Origin of the sequence: Plantibacter sp. Leaf1 (genome assembly GCF_001421315.1) — a bacterium.
Lineage (GTDB): Bacteria > Actinomycetota > Actinomycetes > Actinomycetales > Microbacteriaceae > Plantibacter.
The window spans coordinates 132,693-157,089 of record NZ_LMJX01000003.1 but is presented as its reverse complement, the minus strand read 5'-3'; the positions used below and the strand labels follow the sequence as shown (position 1 = coordinate 157,089).

Below are 24,397 nucleotides of genomic sequence, written 5' to 3'. Positions count from 1 at the left end.
CTGGACCGGCTGCACCCACCCACCATCCTTCACCGAAGCCCACCACCTCGACTGGTGGTCAACAGGTGGCCCCACCGACCTCGACAACGGCATCCTCCTCTGCCCCTTCCACCACCACCGCATCCACGACGACCACTGGAACATCGACGTCCGCGACGGCGTCCCCTGGTTCATCCCACCCGGCACCATCGACCGACACCAAACCCCCATCCGCGGCGGACGCATCCGCCTCGCCGCGTGACACATGGCACCCGTCTGCCCACAGGCAACCACCCTGCCCTTCGACAAGCTCAGGGACCGGAACTGCCAGCAGAGACGGGGGCCACTCGCTCCCCGCGTCACTCTCGGAAACCAGAGCCCCGGTCCCTGAGCCTGTCGAAGGGCCCACGGACGACCACGCCCTTCGACAGGCTCAGGGACCGGTGCTGCGCTCTGAGACCGGTGGGGCGCTCAGGGACTGGTGCAGCCCTCTGGGACCGCGGACACCCGCTCAGGGACCACACCCCGACACGCTCGGCGACCGGTCCGCCGCACGCCGCACGGGTCAACCCGCGGCGACGACCTCCTCGACGGCCGCACGCGCACCGACGGCAGCCAGTCGGTCGCGCGCCGCGACGAACGCCTCACGGAGCCGCGCATCCTGGCCGAGGTCTCCGAAGACGACCTCCAGGTCGAGGAACGCCCCGGGGCGCTCGGCTTCCTGAGCGACGGCCGCCTGCAGTTCGGCGAGCCGCCGGTCGACCGGCTGCAGCTCCCGACCATCGTCACCGACACCCTCGATGAACCGACTCCACGCCGCCAGCACGAGCGCCGAGCGCGCGATCCCTCCGCCCGTCCGCAGCTGCTCCCGCACGACCGGAAGCAGGAACTTGGGGATCCGTTCCGACCCGTCGACGATCTGCCGAGCCAGGGTGTCCTTGATCGCCTGACTGCCGAAGCGACGCATCAGCTCCGCACTGTAGGCGTCGAGGTCGATCCCCGGCACCGGCGCAAGCGTCGGCCTCGCCTCCTCGTGCATGTAGCCGAGGAGGAACCGGGCGAAGAGGTCATCGCGGCAGACGTCATGGACGTAAGTCTCCCCCGCGAGCAATCCCAGGTAGCTCATCGCCTGATGCGAGGCGTTCAGCAGCCGGAGCTTCATCAGCTCGTACGGTTCCACGTCCTCCACCAGCTGCACGCCGACCTGCTCGTACGGCGGACGGCCGTCGCTGAAGTCGTCCTCCAACACCCACTGCTCGAACGACTCCGACAGCACCGGCCACCGGTCCTCGATCCCGAACCGCTCCGCGACCATCGCCCGCTGCTCGTTGGTCGTCGCCGGGGTGATGCGGTCCACCATCGAGTTCGGGAAGCGCACCTCGGCGGCGATCCAGGCCGCGAGCGACGGGTCGATCCGCTCGGCGAACGCGAGGATCGCCGTGCGGGCGACGTGGCCGTTGCCCTGGATGTTGTCGCACGACATGACCGTGAACGGCACCGCACCGGCGTCCCGACGAGCGCGCAGGCCGGCGACGATGAAGCCGAGCGGACTCTGCGGGAGCGCTCCAGCCGGCAGGCCGTCGAGATCCGCGAGGGTCGCACCGTCGCTCGGTTCGAACGCGCCCGTCGCATCGTTGACGCCGTAGCCGCCCTCGGTGATCGTGAGCGACACGATCCGGGTCGAGGGATCGCTCACCCGGGCCAGGACGGCGGCCGGGTCGTCGGGTGCGAAGAGGTACTCGACGATCGACCCGACCACGCGCGCCTCGGCCTCGCCGTCGGGACTCGTCGTCACGAGCGTGTACAGCCGGTCCTGCGCACCCAGCGCGTCCCGCATCGCGGCGTCGCCGGGCAGGGTGCCGACGCCGACGAGCCCCCAGGACGAGTGCTCCGCGCCGGGTAGGGCGAGTACACGGTCGACGAACATCGCCCCGTGGGCACGGTGGAAGGCGCCGACCCCGAAGTGGACGATGCCGGGGCGGACCGCTGAACGGTCGTAGGACGGCACGGCCACCTGCGGGTCGAGGGCGGTGAGGGTGGCGTCGGAGAGCTGGGTCATGGGTGGTGCCTTCTCGTCGGTGAGCGGGTTCCGGATGGTGCGGTGGTCGTCAGGCGCCGTGGCTGGACTCGGTTGCCAGCGGCGTGGTGGCGTCGAGGGTCACGACGCGGGTGGCGCGATGCTTCGTGGCGTCGACCAGGCGGGCGTTCGGCTCGTCGACCCCGAGCACCCAGGCTTCGGCCTCGTCCCGCGGGTGGCCGTGGCCGAGGCGTCGGGCGATGAGGCGGTCGCGGCGGAGTTCGTCGTCCACGTCGACGTACCAGGACTCGTCGAGGTGCCGGGCGACGTCCTGCCAGCCGTGATCGTCGAACAGCAGGTAGTTGCCCTCGGTGATGACGAGCGGCACCTCGGGGCGCACGAGCACCGCACTGCCGATGGAGACCTCGAGTGAGCGGTCGAACCGGGGCGCGTAGACCGGGGCGCCGGGCGAGGACTCCGTGCGACCGCTCGTGGCGAGCCGCGCCAGCAGGGCGACGTAGCCGTCGACGTCGAAGGTGTCCGGGGCGCCCTTGCGGTCGCGTCGCCCGAGGCGGACGAGTTCGGGGTTGTCGAGGTGGAAGCCGTCCATGCCGACGATGACCGCCTGGTCGCCGAGGGCCGCGGCGAGCGTGTCACTGACGGTCGACTTCCCCGCGCCGGGAGCGCCGACGATGCCGAGGATGCGTCGCGACCCTGAGGCGGCGAGGGCCCGAGCTCGGTCGACGAGCTCGTCGAGGCTGATCCCGGTCGTGCTGCCGCCCATCGTGATGCTCCACCTCTCGTCGGGTCGGCGTCGTCGCGGTCGCGCCGTCGCCCGACTCACGGTAGGTCCAGGCGATGCCCGTGTCAACCGCGCATGTCACCGGTGTCACGACATTGGCCCGAAATGTCATGTCACGGGTGACATGACGGTGATTCCGTGGATATGATCTTCGCGACCCGGTGCACCGACGCACGGGCCCCTCACGTCGATCGGAAGAACCCATGACTGACTTCAACGGCCGTACCATCCTCGTCACCGGAGCGAGCGGCGGCATCGGCGGCGCGACCGTCCGCCACCTCGTCGCAGCGGGCGCACAGGTCATCGCCTCCGGCCGCAACGTGGAGCACCTCGAGGCCATCGCCGCCGAGACGGGTGCCGAACCGCTGCCCTTCGACCTCACCTCCGAGGACAGCATCCGCGACGCCATCGAGGGTCGCGACATCTGGGGCGTCGTCAACTCCGGCGGCTGGGGCGGCGAGATCGCGTCCCCCCAGGAGACCGACATCGAGGTCTTCGACAAGGTCATCAGCATCAACGCGCGCGGATCGCTGCTCGTCACGAAGTACGCCTCGCGCGAGATGATCCGCCAGGAACGCGGCGGCGCGATCGTCAACGTCTCCAGCCAGGCCTCCCTCGTCGCCCTGTCGGGTCACATCTCCTACGGTTCGTCGAAGGCCGCCCTCGACAACATCACGCGGGTCTCCGCCCTCGAACTCGGGAAATACGGCATCCGTGTCAACGCCGTCAACCCGACGGTCGTCATGACGCCGATGTCCGCCTGGTACTGGGGCCGCCCCGACATCGAGGGCCCGTTCCTCGAGGCCATGCCGCTCGGCAAGTGGGCCACCGAGGACGACATCGCCGGCCCCATCACCTTCCTGCTCAGCGACGCCGCCGGCATGATCTCGGGCGTCTCGCTGCCGATCGACGGCGGCTACACCGCACGCTGACCCGGTCGGCACGGGCCGTGCGGCCAGCACGAGCAACACGAGCGGGAGGGAGGACGACGCATGGCGACGATGCGACAGATCGCGGCAGCCGCCGGCGTGAGCGCGAAGACCGTCTCGCGCGTCTTCAACGACGATCCACACGTGCTCCCGGAGACGCGGGAACGCGTCGAGGCGATCATGCGCGAGCTCGACTACGTGCCGAACACGCTCGCCACCTCGTTCCGGTCCGGCCGCCCCTCGGTCATCGGGGTCGCCGTGCCCGACATCGTCGATCCGTTCTTCGCCGAGATCGCCCGGGCGGTGGAGCGGACCGCCCGCGACCACGACATGTCGACGCTCGTGACCAGCCTCGGCGACGATCCGGACCGCGAACGCGAGGTGCTGGAACCGATGCTGCGGCGGCAGCTCGCCGGGGTGGTGCTCGCGCCGATCGGCGACGACCAGAGCTCCCTGGCCGCGTGGGCGTCACGGACGCCGTTCGTGTTCGTCGACCGTGCACCCGGCGGACTGGCCGCCGACTCCTTCACGCAGGACGACTTCGGTGGGGCGTTCGCAGCGACGACGCACCTCGTCGAGCACGGCCACCGACGGATCGCCTTCATCGGCGACCAGCTGGCCCTGCCGACGACGGCCGAGCGGTTGCGCGGATACCGGGCCGCACTCACGGGAGCCGGGCTGCCCGTCGACGAGGACCTCGTCGTCCTCGGCGCGGAGACCCGGGTGGGGGCCGCGGGTGCGCTGGCGGCGGTCGGCCCACGGGCGACGGCCCTCTTCTCGTCGAACGCCGTCTGCACCATGGCGTTGCTGCCCGCACTCGCCGAGCACCCGCCGCCCCTGGTCGCGTTCGGTGACTTCCCCTTGGCCGAGCTCCTGCGACCGTCGGTGTCCGTCATCACGCAGGATCCGGAGACCCTCGGCCGACTCGCTGCCGAACGCATCATCGACCGCCTCGACCGCCCGGACGGACGCTATCGCCGGAGCACCGTCCTCCCGGTGCACCTCGTCGAGCGGGACTCCTGCCGGGTCGCCTGAGTCACCCGGTCCCGGAGCCACCGCCGGTCCCTGAGCTTGTCGAAGGGCCCACGAGTCCCCGACCGCCCCTAGTAGCTCAGCACCGCCGGCGCGAGCTCCGCGGTCTGGTCGCCGACCCGGTCGGGATCGCGCGGGTCGAGCCGCAACACCTCGTCGGCGTCGGCGAGCCGGTCGAGCTCGACCCAGAAGATGTTGGGGCTCCTCGTCGACCCGAAGTAGTACACCCGGTTCGTGAGGTCGGCCCCGGCCCGCCACCAGGTGGGGTACACGTCGCCCGTCGAATACGGTGCGCCGTACGGGACCGACACGTTCGCGATGAGCTGGAACACGCCCGCCACGGCCTCCACGGTGCCCTCGGGCTCCGGCAGGTAGTGGAGGAAGTAGGACGCGCGCACGAACCGGTCGAGCGAGGTGATGTCCCCGGGAGGCGGGAGCTCGCCACCGAACGGGCGGTACCGGTCGCGGTTGGCGAGCTGCTCGTCGAGACTCGGTGAGTTCGCCATGACGGTGTACTCGCGGCCGTGGTGGACGACGAGCCGGCCGTCGATGGGCTCGATGATCGCGGAGTCACCCGACGCGTCCTCGATGGCGATGTGGATGCCCATCTGGAGGCCGCGGAACAACGGGGACGTGATGCGGACGGTGTCGATGTCGGCGATCGCCTCGGCGACCGACGCGAAGCTGTCGAGGAGGTACTGCACCCAGAGCGCGTTCGACACCGTCGGGCGACCGTCGGGCTCGGCGAACGTCACATCCTCCGGGTCGAGGTAGAGCGCATGCGCACCGAGGCCGGCGGTGTTCAGGCCGTCGACGGTCCCCATCCCCCACATGCTCGTGACGACGCTGCCGTACCGGGAGGTCCACCGATGCGAGGTGGCGTCCCCGGTTCCGCCCCGGACCGTGCCGCTCGGGACGAACCACAGCTCCGGTTCGTCGCTTGCGGACCAGTCCATGCAGCGGCTCACCGTCTTGGCGACCGCGTTGTCATTCCAGAAGATTCGAGTGCACACGCGCTGAGCGTACTCCGCGCGCGGTGTTCGCCGGAGGGGTTATCGCCCACGCAGTGCGGCCGCCTCGCTGAGCCAGCGGGCGTACCCGTCCCAGGGGTCGACGTCTCGGGCGACCGCGGCGATGTGGGCGAGGAGCCGCGGTGAACCGGTGAACCACTCGGAGCGTTCCAGGCGTTCGCGGGCGAACTGCTCGTGCCGGGCTCGTTCGACGTGTCGGTCGCCGCGTTCGAGCGCGAGCAGTTCGTCGTGCCAGATCGCGGCGAAGCGTTGGCGGGGGTTGGTCGTCGTGCCGATCTTCACCCGGTCGCCGTGGCGGAGGTAGTAGACGACGTCGATCCGTGGTCGGGCGAGGTCGTCGTCGGGCACCTCGCCCTGTCTCCACTCGCAGGTGGCGCACAACCAGCCGGACGGGTAGTCGCGGCCGAGCCGTGAGCCGCACATGATGCACGGCGAGGGCAGGGTGTCGAGGACGCCCCATCGGCGTCCGGCCCACTCGGCGGCGAGCGCGAGGTGTTGTTCGCACAGCGCGACCGGCGCGTCCCGTGGAGCCGTGTCGTCGCATCCGGGTTGCACGCATCGTCTGTCGGACATGTGGCGAGTCTCCCCCAACCCGCCGACACCCGTAGGTCCCTGAGCCCGCGCCCGGTCCCTGAGCTCGTCGAAGAGCCCAGGGCCACCACGGCACGCTCCCGGCTGGGAGGCGGTCGGGTGGCCTCCCAGCCGGCGCGCAGGTCACATCGCGATCGCTCGCCCCTCCTCGTGGGAACGGATCGCCGCGCGGTAGATGTCGTGGGTCAGCGCCGCCTCTTCAGGACGGGCGGCACCGAACCGGTCACCGAGCGAGCCGTGACGCTCGGCCAGGAACACCGCCCACATCTGCAGGATCGTGTCGGAGAACCCCGACTCGAAGTTCGGCCCGGTGACCGTCGGCCACACCGACTGACTCCCCGCATCGAGCTGCTGCCACACCTGTTCGCGCCCGCCGCCCGGGATGTCCCGGATCGCGAACACCTCCACGAGCTTCGGGTTCTTCGTGCTGAACCGCACGCCGCCGTCGAGCCCGATCGCCTCGAACTCCCAGGTGTTCTTCTGCCCGGGATCGATGCGCTTCGTCTCCGTCGTGAGCGGGAAACGGACGCCGTCATGGCTCGCCCAACTGTGCAACACGGCGTTGTCCCACGTGTCGCACGGCACGAGCGAACCGTCGGGGCCCGGGCGTTCGGTCACGATGTTCTGCAACACGCCGTAGACGCTCTCGGGCGCCCAACCGAGCCGCAACGGCACGTGCCAGGTGTGCATGCCGAGGTCGTTCATCACGCCGGCCTCGCCACAGAACTGCGTCTGGCGCTTCCAGTTGATCTGCTTGCCGCGATCGATGTCGCTCGAGTGCAGGAAGCTGTTGCGCGCCTCGACGATCGTGCCGAGCGCGCCGGAGCGGACGTAGTCGATCGCCAGCTGCGCACCCGGGAAGAACGGCATCTCGCTCGAACACCGGACGAAACTCTCGGGGTGCTCGGCCATGGCCGCGAGGACGGACTGCGCCGCCGCCGCGTCGATCCCGAACGGCTTCTCCGCGAGCAGACCCTTCCCGGCGCGGATGACGTCGGTGTAGATCTGCTCATGGAGGTCGTGACGCACGGCCACGTAGACGACGTCGACGGACGGGTCGGCGAGGAGCTCGTGGTAGTCGGTGGTCTTCGTCACGACGGTGTCGATCTCATCGAACCAGTCCAGGGCGGCCGGGTTGATGTCGCACACCGCCGTCAGCCGGGGTCGCACCGGGTGGTCGATGAGGGCGGGCCAGCGCTGGATGGCCGCGGCGATCTCGCGCCCCATGAGGCCGCCGCCGATGATCGCGATGTTGACGCGTTCCGCCGCCACCCGGTCGGTCGTCCCCTGCTCGGCGCTCACGCGCGGGCCGCCTCGAGGATCGCGAGGCCGGCGTCGGCGTCGGCACCGTCGTGCAGCACCGCCATGAGGGCCGCCGTGATGGCCGCCGGGTGCTCGTGCTGGATGATGTTGCGGCCGTAGACGATGCCGCTGACCCCGGCGTCGAGCACGGCCACCGTGCGCTCCAGCAGGGTCCGGTCATCGACCCGGCCGCCACCGCGGACGAGGACGGGGACGTCACCCGCGACCTCGACGACGCGCCCGTACTCGGTGATGTCACTGCTCGGATCGGCCTTGACGAGGTCGGCCCCCAGTTCGACCGCCTGACGCACGAGCGTGACGATCTTCTCGATGTCGCCGTCGACCTGATAGCCGCCGGCCGTCGTGTTGTCCTGCATGACGAGGGGCTCGATCATGAGCGGCATCCCGTACCGGGTGGCCTCGCGGCGCAGCGCCATGATGGAGCGGATGTTCGCCTCCCGCACCTCGGGGTGGTCGGGGATCTGCATGAGGTTGACGCACACGGCGACGGCGTCGAGCCGGACGGCCTCCTCGATCGCGTGCGGCACGTGGTGGCTGTACAGGAGCGAGTCGAGCGGGTTGCCGTAGACGTTCGCGACATCGGTCCGGAGGACGAGTGCCGGCTTGTCCTTGCCGGGGACCTGCTGCAGGTGTCGGGCCTGGCCGAGAGTCAGCTGGACGGCGTCGGGACCGGCGGCGACGAGGGTGCGGACGACCTTGCCCATGTCCTCGATGCCGGTGATGAAGGAACGCTCTCCGAAGAACCCGTGGTCGACGGCGACGTCGAGCGCACGACCGGATCGGGCGTTGAAGAGACGATTGAGGCGGTACAGCGACATTGCGGCGGCTCCTGATCGTGACGGGAAGGGTTTCCGGATCCTCCCTCGGTGTGTCACAGTAGTGGCCTGAGACAACGTTGTCTAGCTTGCGTCGGCTGAGCGTCGACGCGAAGAACGGAGGGTCCATGGGCGAGATCGTCGTCGCCGGCCACATCTGCGTCGATCTGTCGCCCCGGCTCGGCGCGAGCGCGCGGATCGACCCCGGCGCGCTCATCGACACCGGCCCGCTCCGCATCTCGCTGGGTGGATGCGTCGCCAACACCGGCCTCGCGCTCGCCGACCTCGGCAGTGACGTCCGGCTGCACGCGACCGTCGGTGACGACGAACTCGGCGCGATCGTCGCCGCCCGCATCGCCGCGCAGCCCCGCCTTCATCCGGCACTCGAGGTGACCGACCGGGCGGCGACCTCGTACAGCGTCGTCGTCGAACCCGAGGGCCTCGACCGCACGTTCTGGCACCACACGGGCGCGAACGAGGTGTTCACCGGCGAACACCTCGCCGTCGGTGGCGCGGACCTCGTCCACCTCGGGTATCCGCCGTTGCTGCCCGGCATCGTCGCCGACGACGGCGCGCCACTCGCCGCCCTCCTGGAGCGGGTCCGCACGCACGGCGCGACCACCTCGATGGACCTCGCCGTCGTCGACCCGAGCAGCACGGTGGGCGCCCTCGACTGGGAGGCGATCCTCCGGCGCACCCTCCCCCTCACGGACGTCGTGAGCCCGAGCGTCGACGACCTCCGATCCGCCCTCGGCACGACGCTCCTCCCTGCCGACACCGCGCCGTCACCCCGGGCGCAGGCCACCGCGTTCGCCGAGCTCCTCCTCGCCTGGGGTGCCGGCGTCGTGGCGATCTCGGCCGGCGAGGACGGGCTCGTGGTGCGCGCCGCCGGCGTCGACCGCCTCCGCAGCGCCGGCCGGATGCTCGCCCCACTCGCCGAGACCTGGGCCGACGCGGCACTCCTCGCACCACCGGTCCCCGCTCCGGCCTTCGTGTCCACGAACGGCGCCGGAGACGCCTCGACCGCCGGTCTGCTGTTCGCTATGTCACGCGGCGCAGGACCCGCGGCCGCGGCGGACGTCGCCGGATCCAGTGCCGCCGCGGTCATCGCCGGTCTCCGGCCGACCGCGGACGAGATCGTCCGGCTACGGCCGAGCCTCCGCCCGCTCCTGACGGACGCATCGCCCGACCGACCCGCCGCGTGATCGGCGGTAGGCCAGGATGGTGATCATGCGCAGCTCCCGGCCCCCGACCATGAACGACGTCGCCGCAGCGGCCGGCGTCGGTCTCAAGACGGTCTCGCGGTACGTGAACGGCGCGACGAACATCAACACCGAACTGTCGGAACGCATCGGCGCGGCCATCGAGTCGCTCGGCTACCGGCACAACCTCGCGGCGGCGAGCATCAGGCCCGGACGGTCGAGCAAGGTCGTCGGACTCATCATCGGCGACCTGGCGAACCCGTACTACTCGGTGCTCGCCCGCTCCGTCGAACGGGTCTGCACCGAACACGGCTACCTCCTCATGTCGGCGAGCTCCGAGGAGGACGCCGGCCGGCACCGACTCCTCGTCGACCGCCTGGTCGCGCAGCGCGTCGACGGGCTCATCGTCGTTCCGCCTCGGCACGCCACGACGCCGTGGGCGACGAGCACGGTGGAGCACGCGCCGATGGTCCTCGTGGACCGCCCGACCGGACCGTTGGAGTCGGTCGAGGTGCACACGGTCCTCGCCGACAACGCGGGCGGGGCACGCCGGGCGACGGCGGCGATGCTCGACGGCGGAGCCCGGCGGATCGCGTTCCTCGGCGACTCCCTCGAGCTGTACACGATGCGGGAACGACTGACCGGTTACCACCAGGCCCTCGCCGAGGCGGACCACGTGAGCGCCACCGGGGCCGCGCCGCCCGAGCCGATCGTGTCCGACGGCGCGCACTCCGTCGAGGACGCGGCCGCGGTCGTGGCCGGCTTCCTCCGCGACGGCGTCGTGGACGGGGTGTTCGCGGCCAACAACCGTGCAGCGATCGGGACCATGCAGGCGTTCGCCGCGGCCGGACGTCGCCTCCCGCTCGTCGGCTTCGACGACTTCGAGGCGGCACCCCTCGTGACGCCGGCGGTGTCGGTGGTCGCGCAGGACGTCGCCCTCATGGGGCGGGTCGCCGCCGAGACCCTGCTGGCCCTCATCGCCGGTGAGGCCGGCCCACCGACCACCCACACGCTCGACGTGCACCTGGAGTTGCGCGGCTCCGAGCGCTGAGCGGGGGCCCTTCGACAGGCTCAGGGACCGGCGTGGGGTGCGCTCAGGGACCGGGGCGCCCTTCGACAAGCTCAGGGACCGGAGCGGGCGCTCAGGGAGCGGGGCGGGGGTCGCTCAGGGACCGGTCAACCCGGGTAGCGCAGGCCGTGGCCGAAGCGGAACAGCGGGTCCTCGGTGTCGTAGGGCACGTCCGACCGACTCGCCTCGACGGCCGCCATCGACCGCGGGAGGTCGAAGGGCAGCGACCCCTCCGGCAGCGCTCGACCGAACACGACGTCGAGGAACGCCGCATCACTGCCGCCGAAACTCGCGACGAGCGCCGCGACCGCGTCGACCACGCCCGTGAGGATCGCCGGCCGGTCGAGGTGCATGTCGAGCACCGTCGGCACCGTCGCGGCGAGGTCCAGCAGGCGGGTGACCTCGTCGGCCGGGATGTCCAGCGATCCGGCGTGGAACATCGCCTCGAACCCGCCCGGCCGGGGTTCGTACGGCGTCTGCATACGGACGAGTGCGAAGTCCGCCGACGCCGGGTCGGTGACGACCTCGCCGTAGCCGGCGGCCACGGCCGCATCGATCCCCTCGACGTACAGCCGCGGACGCGGCGAGCGCACCGGGAGCGTCCCGTCGACGTTCGTCAGCACCGTGAAGGCCCGGCGCTGTGCGGCCTCGCCGGCGGCGATGAAGTCGGCACGCCCGACGATCCCGCTCGCGGCCGACGCATCGACGAGGGGCTGTTCGAAGAGCCCGAGCACGAACTTCTCGCGGAGCAGTCTCCGGACGGACGCGTCGATGCGGTCCTCGGTGATGCGTCCCTGTTCGACGAGTTCGACGACGAGTTCCGGTCGGGCTTCGCCACCGAACTGGTCGCAGCCGGCCTGCAGGATGCGCTCCACGCGTGTCAGCTCGTCGAGGTGCTCGAGTCCCCAGGCCCGGGCGGGCATGTCCTGCCCCATGATCGAGGTGTCGGTGATGAGCCCCCAGTCGGTGCAGACGATGCCGTCGAAGCCGAGCTCCTCGCGGAGCAGCCCGGTGATGATGCCGTGGTTGAACGCGAAGGCGACCTCCTCGTGCTCGGTGCCGACGGGCATCCCGTAGTACGGCATCATCTGTCCGGCACCGGCGGCGATCGCGGCACGGAACGGGATGAGGTGGTAGTCGAAGTTGCCGCCCGGGTAGACCTGTTCGCGTCCGTAGGCGAAGTGCGGGTCTTCGCCGTCGAGCTGGGGCCCGCCGCCCGGGAAGTGCTTCGTCATGGTCGACACCGAGTCGGGCCCGAGTTCCACGCCCTGGAAGCCGCGGATGTAGCCGGCGACGAGCTCGGCGCTCAGCTCCGCATCTTCGCCGAAGGTGCCGCCGATGCGCGACCAGCGGGGTTCGGTCGCGAGGTCGACCTGCGGATGGAGGGCGAGTCGGATACCGACCGCCAAATACTCCTGGCGTGCGGTGTCGGCGAAGGTCTCGACGAGCTCGGTGGATCCGATGGCGGCGAGGCCGAGCGTCTCCGGCCACTGGGAGAACGCTCCGGCTCGGGCGGCGGTGCCCACGTTGTCGGTGAAGTGGTTGCGCGGGTCGGTGGAGAGGGTGACGGGGATGCCGAGCCGGGTGCGCGACGCCCGCTCCTGGAGGGCGTTCGTCCACTCGGCGAGCGCCGTGGTGTCGGGTGCCGTGCCGAGCACGTTGAAGTGCGTCAGCAGCTGTTCGCCGATCATGTGCTCGCCGCTCGCGAGGCCCATGTGCGGGTTGGCCTCGTCGATCGGGCCGGGGGCGATCATCGTCTGGAACAGCATGCCGGCCTTCTCGGCGACGGTCATGCGGCCGAGGAGGTCGTCGACGCGCTCGTCGACCGGGAGGGCTGCGTCGCGGTAGGCCGGCGCGGGTTCGGGAACGCTCATGGGTGGTCCGTTTCTCGTCGATGAGTGGAGCAGCGTCGGGATCACCCGTACCCGAACGGGCCGAGCATGAAAACCGAACCCCGTTCGGGAACGGAGGTTGTCTCTAGTATGCACGCTGTCGACGATCGCGCAACGCGTCCGGAGATGGCGATTCGCGCTGCGTCCTCGTCTACCCGGCGTGCTCCTCCATCGCGCGCAGCCCCTCGGCCAGCCAATCCAGCGACGGCGCCACACCCGGCGCGACGGGATGACGGTTCAGGTGCCCGTGGAGGACGCCCGGTTCGAGCCGGCTGCGGACGGATGCCCCGGCGGCCTCCGACGCGGCGATGAGCGCCTCCCCGGACGGGCGGAGGTCGTCGAACTCCGACAGCAGGACGGAGAGCGGCGGGCGGTCGGCGGTCACCTGCACCACCCCCGGCAGGGCGAGCTCCGGCAGGTCGTCGAGGCGGCCGACGTAGTTCTCGACCATCCACTCGATCGACTCCCGCGGGAAGCGCATGATGTCGGGCAGGACCTCCATCTCCGGAAGGACGTCCTGCGGCAGTGGCGGCACGACCGCGTGGAGGAACGGGTAGGCGAGGAGTACGGCGTCCGCTCGGCGGTCGCTGCGGAGCGAGGCGGCGAGCGCGAGGGCGGCTCCAGCACTGGCACCGCCGATCGCCGTCCGCGATCCGGGGACGACCGACCGCTCGTCGACGAGCCACTCCCAGACGGCGAGCACGTCGTCGAGTGGCACCGGGTAGCGCGTGACCCCGTCCGCCAGCCGGTAGTCGACGGACACGACCTCGGCTCCGGCCCGAGCGGCCAGTTCGGCGCTCACGACGTGCGCCTCCGGCCAGTCGAGCGTCCCCGCTGCGAACCCACCACCGTGTGCCCAGAGGAGGGCGGGACGGGCGAGATGGGCGGCGGCCTGGTCGGCCTCTCCGGGCACGTAGCGCCTGATCGGGATCTCGCCGTGGGGGCCGTCGACGACCTCGTCGGTGATGACGACGTCGACCGGTGGCTGCCACGGCCCGTCGTCGCCGTAGGCCGCGAGTCGCTCCTGGAACGCTTCGTCGAGCGCCCCACCCGCCGCGGCGCGTTGGGCATCGGAGAATCCATCGAAGAGCTGCAGCCGGTCGCGGTAGTAGGGGTCGAGTGCCATCTGCCGAGCCTACCCAGCCGGCTCCGTCGACCCGGCCGCCTCAGACCACGACGCTGCCGACGCGGTCGAGGTAGACGTCGATGGCGTCCCGGCTGGCCTGGATGCAGCCCAGCTTGGCGTCGAGCCGCGCCCGGTGTTCGAGGAGTCGCTCGAGCACCTCGGCCGACGGCGTCACCTGGTAGATCGTGTCGTCGTCCTCGAAGCACGGCAGGATCTGCAGGATGAGCGCGGTCGGCATGCCGACGGCGATCAGCTCGCGGATGCGCTGCACCTTCGCGACGAGGTGGTCGCCGTACTCGCGGTACCCGTTCGCGCAGCGGGTCGGTCGGAGCAGGCCCTGCTGCTCGTAGTACCGCAGCAGCCGCGGGGTGCTCCCGGTGGCCGCCGCCAGTTCGCCGATGCGCATGCAAGACCCCTTCGAACGAGATGTGTCCATCTTGAGCAGCCGTCCGAGTCGGCCGGGTATTCCCGAGCTGTCGTGCGCCGACTTGACCCTGACACCAGTGGCAGGCCGCGAGACTTCCCGACATGACCACCGACGCCGTGCGCACCGCACCACCGACGACCCTCTCCCCGGCCCGAGGCCGTTCGCCCCTCCCGACCGCGTTCCTCCTCGCCGCCGTCGGATTCGTGACCCTGCTCACCGAGGTCCTCCCAGCAGGCGTCCTGCCCGCGATGGCCGCCGACCTCGGCACCACGGAGGCGATCGCCGGCCAGAGCGTCGCGGTCTTCGCCCTCGGGTGCATCGTCGCCGCGATCCCGATCAGCCGCCTGCTCGCACGACTCGACCGCCGCACGGTCGTGCAGCTCGCCATCGCGGTGTCGGCCCTCGCGAACGCCGGGACCGCCGCAGCGCCCGACCTCCTCACGCACCTCGCGACGCGCTTCGCCGCGGGTCTCGTGGCCGGCGTCGTCTGGGCGATGCTCCCCGGGTACACCCGCGGGTTCACGAGCCAGGAGCGGTTCGGATCGACCCTCGGGATCGTGCTCTCAGGTGCGACGCTCGGCTTCGCCCTCGGCGTCCCGGCGGGTGCCGTCCTCAGCGCGGAGCTCGGGTGGCGGGCCGTGTTCGGCATCGTCGCCGCCACGACAGCGCTCCTCGGCGTCGTCGCCGTCGTCCTCGCGCCACGAGTGGCCGGAACGGTCTCCGGTCGCTCGACTCGCATGGGCGCTGCGCTCCGCCTCCCCGCGGTCGTCACGATCCTCGTGGCCCTGACGGTCTGCATCATCTGTCAGAACATCGCGTACACCTACCTCGCGCCGGTCCTCGCCGACCGCGGGACGCCCGTGCCGCTCGGCCTGCTCCTCGCGGTGTTCGGGGTGGCGTCCGTCCTCGGCACCCTCGGGGCCGGACGGCTCGCGAACGTGCGTCTCGGGATCACCATCCTCGGCGCGGCCGTCCTCGGGACCGTCGGGCTCGGCGTCGTCGCAGCGGATCCACCGGTCGCGCTCCTCCTCGTCGCGGCCGGGGGCTGGGGGCTCGCCTTCGGCGCGTACTCCGTGCTCTTCCAGGTCGCGATCGCCCGCGTCGCCGGCGATGCGGCGGACGCGGCCCAGTCGGCGCTCGTCACGATGTGGAACGTCTCGATCGCGGTCGGCGGGATCATCCTCGGCACCTGGGGCGCCGCGCTCCTCCTCCCGGCCGCCGCGGCGCTGACCGTCGTCGCCGTCCCACTGTGCGTCGCGATCGCGCGATCCGTCCGTCCTCGGTGAGCCGCCGGACGCCACGGGACCGGCTTCGGATCCTCCTACACTCGATGGGATGCCCGTCCCGTTCCTGCACTCGCCCAACGTCCTCTTCGACACCGTCGTACAGGGCACCCGGCGTCTGTCCCCCGGCTTCGTGCGGGTGACCCTTGGTGACCCGTCGCTGGCGGACTTCGCACCGTACGAGCAGGATCAGCGCATCAAGATCCTCCTCCCGGACAGCGACGGCGCCTACCCGGACGGACTCCGCGGCGGCCAACCCGAGCACGAGTGGCGACGGGCCTGGCGTGCCCTGCCAGCGGCGGAACGCCCGGTCATGCGGAGTTACACCGCGCACCGGGTCCGGCCCGGCCGGCACGAACTCGACCTCGACGTCTTCATCCACGACCCGGCGGGCCCGGCCAGCCGCTGGGCGCTCGGCGCGAGCACCGGGGACCACCTGCTCGTCTCCGGGCCCGACCTCCGCCGCGGCGACCCGACGCACGGCGTCCAGTGGGCGCCGGGGACCGCGACGACCGTCCTCCTCGCGGCAGACGAGACGGCCTTCCCCGCCGTCGACGGCATCCTGCGCTCCCTCGGCGAGGACGTGCACGCACACCTCATCCTCGAGGCCGGAGACCCGGCCGACCTGGCCCTCCTGCAGCCGCTGCCCGAGCGGCACCGGGTCGAGATCCACGAGCGTGGAGGCCGGGCGGGCGGCGACGCCCTCGTCGACGCGGTCGAGCGGTGGCTCCGCGCACACGGTGCGCACGTCGCGGCGCTCGGCCACGACTTCGCCGCCTGGTTGGTGACGGAGAGCACCAGGGTCCCACTCCTGCGAGCCGCGACGACCGCCCACGGCATCGACCCTGAACGGGTCCACACCCAGGGCTACTGGAACGCCCGGCCCAGGACCACCTACTGACAAAGGTTATGCTTGCCTTACCCGGTCGCGTCGATCGCGACCCGTTCGAAAGGTGACCAGTGCCCCTCCCCCTCGTCCGCCGCCGACGGCTCGCCGCCGTCGCCGCCCTCGCCGTCGCCGCCCTGAGCCTGGCCGCCTGCAGCAGCTCGAGCGCCGCCACACCCTCGGACGCCGCCACGAGCGCCACCCACGTGATGAAGCACGCCCACGGCGAGAGCACCATCCCGGACAGCCCGAAGCGGGTCGTCGTCCTCGAGCCGGTCCAGCTCGACACGACGGTCGCCCTCGGCATCACCCCGGTGGGCGCGGCCGTGCTGAACGAGACGGCCGGCGTGCCCGCGTACCTGGGGAAGCAGGCCGCCGACATCCCGACCGTCGGGACCGTGGCCGAGCCGAACGTGCAGCTGATCGCCGCGGCGAAGCCCGACCTCATCATCGGCACCGAGTCGCGCCACTCGGCCCTGTACGACCAGCTGTCCGAGATCGCCCCGACGGTGTTCATGGCGACGCAGACCGACCCGTGGCGGGACAACGTCCGCTTCGTGGCAGAGGCGCTCGGCAAGCCGGACGGCGCCGACGAACTCCTCGACGCCTACGACGCGCGCTGCGCCGAGATCGCGACGAAGCACGACACCGCCGGCAAGACCGCGCAGCTCATCCGGCCGCGCGACGGCGTCCTGACGCTCTACGGCCCCACCTCCTTCGCCGGCAGCACGCTCGAATGCGCCGGGTTCACCACGCCCGAGCACGCGTGGGAGGACATCTCCCTCGACCTCTCGCCCGAGCGGGTCCTCGAAGCGACCGCCGACCAGGTGTTCGTCACGAGTGTCGACCCCGACGACGCCTCGACCATGCCGGCCTCCCTCACCGCGAACACGGACGCGTTCCCGGAGCTGCACCTCGTCGACCAGTCGTTCTGGATCACCGGTGTCGGTCCGCTGGGCGGCATGGCCGTGCTCGACGACCTCGACCGGCTGCTCTCCGCGGAGTCGTGACGGACAGCGTCACGACCGGCGCCATCGCGACGACCGATCCTGCCGGACGGGCCACGACGGACGCCCGGCCCGGCTTGCGGACGCCTCACCGACGGCATCGGTTCATCCCGCTGCTCGCCGGGCTCGGAGCGCTCGCGCTGGCCGTCGTCCTGTCGCTCCTCGTCGGCGCGAACCCGATCAGCCCCGACGCGGTCTGGTCGGCGCTCACCGGCGCAGGTTCCGGCGAGGCGCGGTTCGTCGTCTGGGACCAGCGGGTGCCGCGGACCATCGCGGCGCTCGCCGTCGGTGCGTCCCTGGGTGTCGCGGGGGCACTCATGCAGGCGTTCACCCGCAACCCCCTCGCCGACCCCGGCATCCTCGGGGTCAACGCCGGGGCCGGGTTCGCCGTCGCCGCCGGCCTGGCGTTCCTCGGCGTCACGGCACCGAGCGAGATCGCCTGGCTCGCCTGCGGTGGCGCGCTCGTGGTCACCCTCGTCGTCTACACGATCGGCTCAGGCGGACGCGAGCGGTCGTCCGCCGCCCGCCTGACCGTGACGGGTGTGGCGTTCGGCGCCGTGCTCGCCGGCATGACGACGGGGATCGCCATCACCCACCCCGACGCGTTCGACCGCATGCGCGGCTGGAACGCGGGGAGCCTCCTCGAACGCGACCTCGGCGTCGTCGTGCCCGTGCTCCCGTTCCTCGCGGCGGGGCTCGTCCTGGCGGCGGCGAGCGCCCGCAGTCTCAACGCGATCGCCCTCGGTCCCGACGTGGCTCGCGCGCAGGGGGTCAGCGTCGGACGGAGTCGCGTCCTGGTGCTCGCGGCCGTCACCCTGCTCGCCGGCGGGGCGACCGCCATCGCCGGGCCGATCGCGTTCGTCGGCCTCGTCGTCCCCCACCTCGTGCGGTGGACGGTCGGGAGCGATCAGCGCCGCATCCTCGCCGGCTCGGTCGTCGTCGGCTGCGTCCTCGTGCTCTGCTCCGACGTGGTCGGGCGGATCGCGGTGCTCCCCGGCGAGATGCCCGTCGGACTCGTGACCGCCTTCGTGGGCGCCCCCGTCCTCATCGCGCTCGCCCGGCGCAGGACGGCGTCCGGACTGTGACCACGACGCGTGAACGGGCGGCGGACGTGCTGCGCACCAGGAATCGGCCGGCACCGCGCCTGCTCATCGTCTGCGGCGCGGCCCTGTTGCTGATCATCGTCGCGGCCATCGCCGGTCTCGCCCTCGGCGACTACCCGCTGAGCGCCGACGAGGTGCTCGGTGTCCTCTCCGGCCGGGTCGACGGCCTCGCCCGCACCGTGGTGCTCGAGTGGCGACTGCCGCGGGTCCTCGCCGCGATCGGCTTCGGCGCGGCGCTCGCCCTGTCCGGTGCGATCTTCCAGACGCTCACGCGGAACCCGCTCGCGAGCCCCGACATCATCGGTCTCGCCAACGGCTCCTTCACCGGGATGCTCGTAGCGCTCCTCCTGCTCGGCGGCGGGTGGCCGGCCCTCATGGCCGGTTCCCTGATCGGCGGCCTGGCCGCGGCGGTCGCGATCTTCCTCCTCGCCCTGCGACAGGGCTTGTCGGGCTTCCGCTTCATCGTCGTCGGGATCGGCGTCTCGGCCATGCTCGCCGCGTTCAACAGCTGGCTCCTGCTGCGAGCCGACCTCGACGTCGCCCTGTTCGCGGCGGCGTGGGGCGCCGGCACCCTGAACACCGCGACCGCGACGGTGGTCTGGCCGGCCCTCGGCTGCCTGCTGGTGTTGTTCGCGCTGCTCCCGCTCGTCGCCCGCCCGCTCCGCCAGCTCGAGCTCGGTGACGACGTGGCCGCCGCGACCGGGGTGCGCCTCACCCGCGAACGCGCGATCCTCATCGGGATGGCCATCGCCCTCGTGAGCGCGGTGACCGCCGTGGCCGGGCCGATCGCGTTCATCGCCCTGGCTGCCCCGCAGATCGCCCGCCGCCTGACCCGGTCACCGGGCATCCCGCTCGTCGCGACGGCGCTCGTCGGTGGGGTACTGCTGCTCGGGTCCGACCTCGTCGCCCAGCATCTGATCCCGCTGACGGTTCCGGTGGGCGTCGTCACGGTGGTGATCGGCGGGCTCTACCTCACACAGCTGCTCCTCCGCGAGCGCCGGCGCTGAGGGATCGGCGCGGAGCGGTCGGCGCTGAGCGGTCGGCGCTGAGCGGTCGGTGCCGACGGGCCGGCACCGGACGGCTCAGGGTGCGGCGTCGAGCTCCAGCAGCTCGCCGATCTCGCAGTCGAGCGCGCGGCAGATGGCGGTGAGCGTCGAGAACCGGATCGCCTTCGCGCGGTCGTTCTTGAGCACCGACAGGTTCACCACGCTCACCCCGACGAGCTCGCTCAGGCGGGCGAGCGTGAGGCCGCGGTCGGCGAGCAACCGGTCGAGGGTGCAGTGCACTCCGGTCGCCGCGTCGTCGTCGATGGCCGGGACCATCAGACGAGCCCCTCGGTGTCGGCGCGCAGTCGCTCGCCGGCACGGAACGCGATCGCGAGGCCGCCGACCGCCATGGCGACGAGCACGGGGACCCAGGTGAGTGGGTACGGGGTTCCCTCCACCGCACCGTCGGTCGCGACCGCGAGCGCGCCGTTCGACGCCATCGTGCCGAACCAGGTGTCCGCGATCCACCCGCAGAGGATGGCGATGGAGGCGATCGAGAGCAGGCGTGCGTTGCCGGGCGCGAAGGCGTCGCCGCGCAGCAGGCGGCGGAAGAACCTGAACCCGCAGACGATGACGACGAGGTTCGCGATCGCCGGCAGGATCGCGGCGAGCAGGACACACACGAAGGTCACGACCGGGAGGTCGACCACGACGATCGAACCCTGGTCGACCGTGACGGAGCCGGCTCCCGCTGCGCCCGGCAGGGCCACGTCGACGGCGTCGAAGAACACGGGGACCCGGGTCCCGTCGGTGCCGAAGACGTCGAGCAGCCGGAGGACGAGGATGACGACGACGGCTCCTGCGGCGGCGACGGCGGCACCGAGCACGGACACGAGGTCGTTGCGGTTGGAGCGCTGGGTCTTCGCCGCCTGCCAGGCGGCGTGGTCGAAGCCGGACGGCGTCGGGCGATCGGTGGAGTCGGTCATGGTCATCACATCCATATCGATTGTCGTTGGTATCGATAAACGATATGTCGAGATCGTCCGGAGCGCAAGACCGGCCCCCTGGATCACCCCTGGATCACCCCCAGGATCGCCCCTGCGGTCACTCGTCGAGCGCGTCGAGCTCCTCGAGCGCCGCCTCAGCGCGTTCGAACCGTGCCGCCTCGGGCTCCTCCCACCAGGTCGGACCACGTTCACCGAGCCCGTGTTTCGCGAGGCCGACCCGTCGGCGTGCGGCAGCCACAGCCTCCTCGTCGCCCGCGCGCTTCGCGACCCCGACGCCGGAGCGGCCACGGCCGAGGTGCGACTGCAGCGCGGCGACGAGGTCCTTCGGCAGGCTCGGGTCGGTGCGACGCCAGCGTCGACCCTTCACGACGAACCAGTGCTCGTCCTCCGCCGGTCTGCCCTCCTCCGGTCCGCCATCCGAACGCGGCGTCACGGACGCCTCCCGGAGACGACGCAGGGCCCGGTCCCCCGCAGACGCGGACGGGACCGGACCCTGGTGGTCATGATCGGTCGATCAGCCCTTGACGGCGTCGAGCACGCCGGCCCAGCCGAACGAGGAGATCGCGTCGGCGAACGTGGAGTCGCCGCGTCCCTCGCCGAGCTGCTTGCCCGAAGCGTCGCGGACGACGACCGTGTGGTCCTTCTCGGCCTCGGTGCCGTTGCCCTCTTCGACGAAGTCGATGTGGATCTCGGTGTCGCCGAGGGTGCCGGTGACCGTGGTCGTCGCGTCCTGCTCGGTGGTCTTCGTCGTGAGGAACGGGCCGCCGCCGAGTGCCGCGAGCGCCTCGTTGATCTGGTTGATGAGCGATGAGGTGTTCATGTGTCTCTCCCTGCGGTCGTGAAGCCTCCAGGGTAGTGAGCGGACCCGAGAACGGCAGGAGCATGGCGCTCGCGCACGAGATGTGCGATAGGACCCACCTGGCCTGCGCGCAGAGCAGAAGAAGCCGCTCCCGTCAACGGTCCCGCGCATCCAGGCGGGCTCGCGGTACCGGGTCGTAGGCTGCGAGCCACGCAGACCGGCACCCCGACACCGACGGACCGGTCGACGAGACGAAGGAGACAGCCATGTCCGGAGACACCGACCCCTACACGACCCTCAACGGCCTCCTCGCGGACTTCCGTTTCGCGATGCTGACGACCGTGGACCTCGACGGCAAGCTCGTCGCCCACCCGCTCACCGTGCAGGAGCGCGAGTTCGACGGCGACCTGTGGTTCATCATCGGCAAGGACGCCTCCGCCGTGCAGCAGCTCGACGTCAACCCGAACGCCGGCGTCACGCTGAGCTCGGACAGCTCGTGGGTGTCGCTCGCCGGGACCGCGGCACTCGTCGAGGACCAGGCGAAGCTCGAGGAACTGTGGAACAGCGTCGTCGAGGCCTGGTTCCCGGACGGCCCCTCCGACCCGCGCGTCGGTCTGCTGAAGTTCTCGGCCGACAGCGCCGAGTACTGGGACAGCCCCGGCGGCAAGATCGCGACCGCCGTCGCGTTCGTGAAGTCGAAGGTCACCGGCGAGACCTACGACGGCGGCGACAACGCGAAGATCGAGCTGTAAGCAACCAGCACCTCAGGCGCGCTCGTCCGCCAGCACCTCGCCCAGGATGCGGGCCGCTTCCTCGAAGCGGTCCGCGTCCTCGCCGGAGTAGTTCAACCGGATGAAGGACCCGGCGGGTTCAGCGGGGAACCACTCGGCGCCGTCGGCGATGATGAGCCCGCGGCTCTCGCAGGAGCGCACCACCTGCGCCGCATCCGTGCCGTCCGGCAGTCGCCCCCACAGGTTCAGGCCGCCGGCGGGGACCAGCCCGAGGTGGACCGTTGGCGCATGTTCGGCGAGGCTCGCGACGAGTCGGTCGCGTCGGGCACGCAGGCGGGGACGCAGGCCACGGAGATGCGTCCGCCAACCGGGTTGGGTCACGACGTCGAGCGTCGCCGCCTGGAGCAGGCCACTGATGTACATGGACTCGGCGGACCGGTCCGCCAGGATCCGATCGCGAGCCGGCCCCCTCGCGATGACGGCGGCGACCCGCAGCGACGGAGACACGCTCTTCGTCAACGACCGCAGGTAGATCACGTGTCCGTCGCCGTCGAGCGCGGCGAGGGGGCGTGGCTCGGTGTCGATGGCGAGGTCGTGCGCCCAGTCGTCCTCGATGAGGAACGCCCCGTGGCGCCGCACGGACTCGAGGACCGCGAGTCCGGTCTCCTCCGGCCACTGCCCGCCGCTCGGGTTGGCGAAGGTCGGCTGCGCATAGAAGGCGCGGGCTCCCGTGTCCTGGAAGGCGCGCTCCACGGCGTCCGGATCCGGCCCGGTCGGTCCGGTCGGCACGGGCACGAGCGTGACGCCGGCCTGCTCGGCCGCGAGGATCGCACCCCAGTAGCTCGGCGACTCGATGAGCATCGGCTGCCCTGGCCCGACGAGCGCCCGGAAGATCGAGCTGAGGCCGCTCTGACTACCGGCGATCACGATGACGTCTCGAGCCGTCGCCGGGGTGACCCCGGGCGGCGTGACGGCTGCGAGTTCGGCGGCGAACCAGGCCTGGAGTCCGGGCGCTCCGGCCGCCGGCGAGCGGGTCATGGCGACGTCGGTGCGGGCTGCGCGGGCCAGCGCCGCGCGGACGAGGCGTTCCGGGAGGAGTTCACGGGCCGGATAGCCCGAGTGCAGCGCGATCGTGTCGGGCGCGACCGACCGCTGAGCCGCGGACAGCGCACCGGGCCGCCAGGGCAGCGCACCGAGCGCGGCCGTCTGCCAGCCGTAGTCGACGGCTCGGTTGGTCCGCGCCGCCCGGACGAAGGTGCCGACCCCCGGCCGGCTCTCGACGAGCCCTCGCCCGGCGAGTTGCCGCATCGCGTTCTGCACGGTGACCGGACTCGCGCCGAACTCCGCGGTGAGCGCCCGGTTCGACGGCACCCGAGCGCCTGGCGGGGCGGCGGTGATCCAGGCGGTCATGGCCACGACGATCCGCTCGGTGCTATCGTTGTTCATGAGTCAACAGAGTAGCGTTATCGCTCGGGCACCGGTGGCGTTATCCCGTGCCGGTCTCGGCTGGGGGCTGCTCGGCGTCCTGGCGTTCTCGCTCACCGTCCCACTCACCAAGGTCGCACTGACCGGGATGTCCGCGCTGTTCATCGGCTCGGCTCGCGCCGTCGTCGCGGCCCTCCTCGCCCTCCTCGTCCTGTCGATCACCCGTCCACGGCGTCCCGTCGGCGCGCAGTGGGCCCGCCTCGCGGTCGTCGGCGGCGGGGTCGTCGTCGGGTTCCCGCTCCTGACCTCCTTCGCACTCACCACGGCACCCGCCGGCCACAGCGCCGTCGTGATCGGGCTGCTCCCCGCCGCCACCGCGGTCGCCGGGGTCGTCCGCGGCGGCGAGCGCCCGTCCCGCTCGTTCTGGATCTTCGCCGGCCTGGGTGCGGTCGCCGCCGTGGGGTTCGCCGCCCTGCGGACCGACGGACTCGCTCCGCTGGACTGGTCCGACCTCCTCCTCCTGGGCGCCGTCGTCGCCGCCGCGATCGGATACGCCGAGGGCGGCTTGCTCGCCCGCGAGCTCGGCTCCTGGCAGACCATCTGCTGGGCACTCGTCCTGGCCTCGCCGCTCATGGTGACGCTCACCGCGATCGCGTGGGCCGCGGAACCGCCGACGGCGACGCCGGTGGCCTGGCTCGCCTTCGGGTACCTCGGCGTGGTCAGCATGTTCCTCGGCTTCTTCGCCTGGTACCGCGGGCTCGCGATCGGCCCCCTGTCGCGCGTGAGCCAGATCCAACTCGTCCAACCGGTGCTGAGCATCGGGTGGGCGACCCTCATCCTCCGCGAGGACCTCGACCGGGCCACCGTGCTCGGCGGCCTCGCGGTCATCCTGTGCGCCGGCCTCGCCGTCCGCACCCGCCTCGACCGGAAGTGAC

General features: G+C 71.6%; 26 protein-coding genes. 12 read left to right on the top strand and 14 right to left on the bottom strand.

Annotation, left to right across the window (positions count from 1 at the left end; all coding sequences use genetic code 11):
- On the top strand, positions 1-241 hold a 241-nt coding region (locus ASE44_RS18725), incomplete at its 5' end, for an HNH endonuclease signature motif containing protein (protein WP_056781531.1).
- A 303-nt stretch (positions 242-544) separates the two neighbouring features.
- Here the strand turns inward: ASE44_RS18725 and ASE44_RS14660 are convergent.
- Positions 545-2,038: a mannitol dehydrogenase family protein gene (locus tag ASE44_RS14660; protein WP_056781527.1), complete on the bottom strand. Its 1,494-nt coding sequence runs from the start codon at positions 2,036-2,038 to the stop codon at positions 545-547.
- A 49-nt stretch (positions 2,039-2,087) separates the two neighbouring features.
- Complete coding sequence (locus ASE44_RS14655) at positions 2,088-2,780, bottom strand: nucleoside/nucleotide kinase family protein (RefSeq protein WP_200921124.1); 693 nt, start codon at positions 2,778-2,780, stop codon at positions 2,088-2,090.
- A 221-nt stretch (positions 2,781-3,001) separates the two neighbouring features.
- Here ASE44_RS14655 and ASE44_RS14650 point away from each other — a divergent pair, with 221 nt between their 5' ends.
- Positions 3,002-3,730, top strand: a complete 729-nt coding sequence (locus ASE44_RS14650; RefSeq protein WP_056013037.1) for an SDR family oxidoreductase — start codon at positions 3,002-3,004, stop codon at positions 3,728-3,730.
- A gap of 60 nt (positions 3,731-3,790) precedes the next feature.
- Positions 3,791-4,762: a LacI family DNA-binding transcriptional regulator gene (locus ASE44_RS14645; RefSeq protein WP_056781524.1), complete on the top strand. Its 972-nt coding sequence runs from the start codon at positions 3,791-3,793 to the stop codon at positions 4,760-4,762.
- 68 nt (positions 4,763-4,830) lie between these two features.
- Here ASE44_RS14645 and ASE44_RS14640 read toward each other — a convergent pair whose 3' ends face one another.
- The 4 genes from ASE44_RS14640 to ASE44_RS14625 form a co-directional block, all read right to left on the bottom strand.
- Positions 4,831-5,772 (bottom strand): linear amide C-N hydrolase, encoded by a 942-nt coding sequence (locus tag ASE44_RS14640; protein WP_082456111.1) that lies wholly within the window; start codon positions 5,770-5,772, stop codon positions 4,831-4,833.
- Between the two features lie 39 nt (positions 5,773-5,811).
- Positions 5,812-6,363: a GIY-YIG nuclease family protein gene (locus ASE44_RS14635; protein ID WP_056013046.1), complete on the bottom strand. Its 552-nt coding sequence runs from the start codon at positions 6,361-6,363 to the stop codon at positions 5,812-5,814.
- Positions 6,364-6,504: 141 nt separating this feature from the next.
- Complete coding sequence (locus ASE44_RS14630; RefSeq protein ID WP_235522656.1) at positions 6,505-7,683, bottom strand: Gfo/Idh/MocA family protein; 1,179 nt, start codon at positions 7,681-7,683, stop codon at positions 6,505-6,507.
- A complete protein-coding gene (locus tag ASE44_RS14625) occupies positions 7,680-8,522 on the bottom strand; it encodes a class I fructose-bisphosphate aldolase (RefSeq protein ID WP_056781518.1) in 843 nt (280 codons plus the stop codon). Before ASE44_RS14625 ends, ASE44_RS14630 begins: the two co-directional genes overlap by 4 nt.
- Before the next feature lie 125 nt (positions 8,523-8,647).
- Between ASE44_RS14625 and ASE44_RS14620 the strand changes: the two genes are divergently transcribed.
- Both ASE44_RS14620 and ASE44_RS14615 read left to right on the top strand, forming a co-directional pair.
- Complete coding sequence (locus tag ASE44_RS14620; protein ID WP_056781515.1) at positions 8,648-9,724, top strand: carbohydrate kinase family protein; 1,077 nt, start codon at positions 8,648-8,650, stop codon at positions 9,722-9,724.
- Positions 9,725-9,749: 25 nt separating this feature from the next.
- On the top strand, positions 9,750-10,772 hold the full coding sequence (locus tag ASE44_RS14615) for a LacI family DNA-binding transcriptional regulator (RefSeq protein ID WP_056781988.1): 1,023 nt from the start codon (positions 9,750-9,752) through the stop codon (positions 10,770-10,772).
- A 125-nt stretch (positions 10,773-10,897) separates the two neighbouring features.
- Here ASE44_RS14615 and ASE44_RS14610 read toward each other — a convergent pair whose 3' ends face one another.
- The 3 genes from ASE44_RS14610 to ASE44_RS14600 form a co-directional block, all read right to left on the bottom strand.
- Entirely contained in the window at positions 10,898-12,664 is a 1,767-nt protein-coding gene (locus ASE44_RS14610) for a glycoside hydrolase family 3 protein (RefSeq protein WP_056781507.1), read from the bottom strand.
- A gap of 169 nt (positions 12,665-12,833) precedes the next feature.
- Positions 12,834-13,808, bottom strand: coding sequence for an alpha/beta hydrolase fold domain-containing protein (locus tag ASE44_RS14605; protein ID WP_056781505.1), 975 nt, complete (start codon positions 13,806-13,808; stop codon positions 12,834-12,836).
- Between the two features lie 40 nt (positions 13,809-13,848).
- Complete coding sequence (locus ASE44_RS14600) at positions 13,849-14,214, bottom strand: MerR family transcriptional regulator (RefSeq protein WP_056781500.1); 366 nt, start codon at positions 14,212-14,214, stop codon at positions 13,849-13,851.
- A 122-nt stretch (positions 14,215-14,336) separates the two neighbouring features.
- Between ASE44_RS14600 and ASE44_RS14595 the strand changes: the two genes are divergently transcribed.
- The 5 genes from ASE44_RS14595 to ASE44_RS14575 are packed head-to-tail and all read left to right on the top strand — an operon-like array spanning position 14,337 to position 19,521.
- Positions 14,337-15,521, top strand: a complete 1,185-nt coding sequence (locus tag ASE44_RS14595; RefSeq protein ID WP_056781499.1) for an MFS transporter — start codon at positions 14,337-14,339, stop codon at positions 15,519-15,521.
- A 49-nt stretch (positions 15,522-15,570) separates the two neighbouring features.
- The gene (locus ASE44_RS14590) at positions 15,571-16,419 is read left to right on the top strand and encodes a siderophore-interacting protein (RefSeq protein ID WP_157580010.1); all 849 of its coding nucleotides are present in this window, start codon (positions 15,571-15,573) and stop codon (positions 16,417-16,419) included.
- 59 nt (positions 16,420-16,478) lie between these two features.
- A complete protein-coding gene (locus ASE44_RS14585) occupies positions 16,479-17,414 on the top strand; it encodes an iron-siderophore ABC transporter substrate-binding protein (protein ID WP_056781496.1) in 936 nt (311 codons plus the stop codon).
- Positions 17,411-18,496 (top strand): iron ABC transporter permease, encoded by a 1,086-nt coding sequence (locus tag ASE44_RS14580; protein ID WP_235522655.1) that lies wholly within the window; start codon positions 17,411-17,413, stop codon positions 18,494-18,496. The genes ASE44_RS14585 and ASE44_RS14580 overlap by 4 nt, the downstream gene beginning before the upstream one ends.
- Positions 18,493-19,521 (top strand): iron chelate uptake ABC transporter family permease subunit, encoded by a 1,029-nt coding sequence (locus ASE44_RS14575; RefSeq protein ID WP_056781492.1) that lies wholly within the window; start codon positions 18,493-18,495, stop codon positions 19,519-19,521. Before ASE44_RS14580 ends, ASE44_RS14575 begins: the two co-directional genes overlap by 4 nt.
- A 75-nt stretch (positions 19,522-19,596) precedes the next feature.
- Here ASE44_RS14575 and ASE44_RS14570 read toward each other — a convergent pair whose 3' ends face one another.
- From ASE44_RS14570 to ASE44_RS14555, 4 genes are all read right to left on the bottom strand, one after another.
- Positions 19,597-19,836 carry a helix-turn-helix transcriptional regulator gene (locus ASE44_RS14570; protein WP_056013071.1) on the bottom strand — a complete coding sequence of 80 codons (240 nt, stop codon included), beginning with the start codon at positions 19,834-19,836 and terminating at the stop codon, positions 19,597-19,599.
- The gene (locus ASE44_RS14565) at positions 19,836-20,486 is read right to left on the bottom strand and encodes a DUF2975 domain-containing protein (protein WP_157580009.1); all 651 of its coding nucleotides are present in this window, start codon (positions 20,484-20,486) and stop codon (positions 19,836-19,838) included. The genes ASE44_RS14570 and ASE44_RS14565 overlap by 1 nt, the downstream gene beginning before the upstream one ends.
- Positions 20,487-20,604: 118 nt before the next feature.
- Positions 20,605-20,940: a hypothetical protein gene (locus ASE44_RS14560; RefSeq protein WP_056781488.1), complete on the bottom strand. Its 336-nt coding sequence runs from the start codon at positions 20,938-20,940 to the stop codon at positions 20,605-20,607.
- Positions 20,941-21,021: 81 nt separating this feature from the next.
- Positions 21,022-21,327 (bottom strand): hypothetical protein, encoded by a 306-nt coding sequence (locus ASE44_RS14555; protein WP_056781485.1) that lies wholly within the window; start codon positions 21,325-21,327, stop codon positions 21,022-21,024.
- Between the two features lie 245 nt (positions 21,328-21,572).
- Here ASE44_RS14555 and ASE44_RS14550 point away from each other — a divergent pair, with 245 nt between their 5' ends.
- Positions 21,573-22,058, top strand: a complete 486-nt coding sequence (locus ASE44_RS14550; RefSeq protein ID WP_056781482.1) for a pyridoxamine 5'-phosphate oxidase family protein — start codon at positions 21,573-21,575, stop codon at positions 22,056-22,058.
- 12 nt (positions 22,059-22,070) lie between these two features.
- Here ASE44_RS14550 and ASE44_RS14545 read toward each other — a convergent pair whose 3' ends face one another.
- Positions 22,071-23,483 carry a PLP-dependent aminotransferase family protein gene (locus ASE44_RS14545; RefSeq protein ID WP_056781479.1) on the bottom strand — a complete coding sequence of 471 codons (1,413 nt, stop codon included), beginning with the start codon at positions 23,481-23,483 and terminating at the stop codon, positions 22,071-22,073.
- Here ASE44_RS14545 and ASE44_RS14540 point away from each other — a divergent pair.
- Complete coding sequence (locus tag ASE44_RS14540; protein ID WP_056781477.1) at positions 23,482-24,396, top strand: DMT family transporter; 915 nt, start codon at positions 23,482-23,484, stop codon at positions 24,394-24,396. The two genes, ASE44_RS14545 and ASE44_RS14540, sit on opposite strands and share 2 nt — an antisense overlap.
- Position 24,397 lies beyond the last annotated feature (1 nt).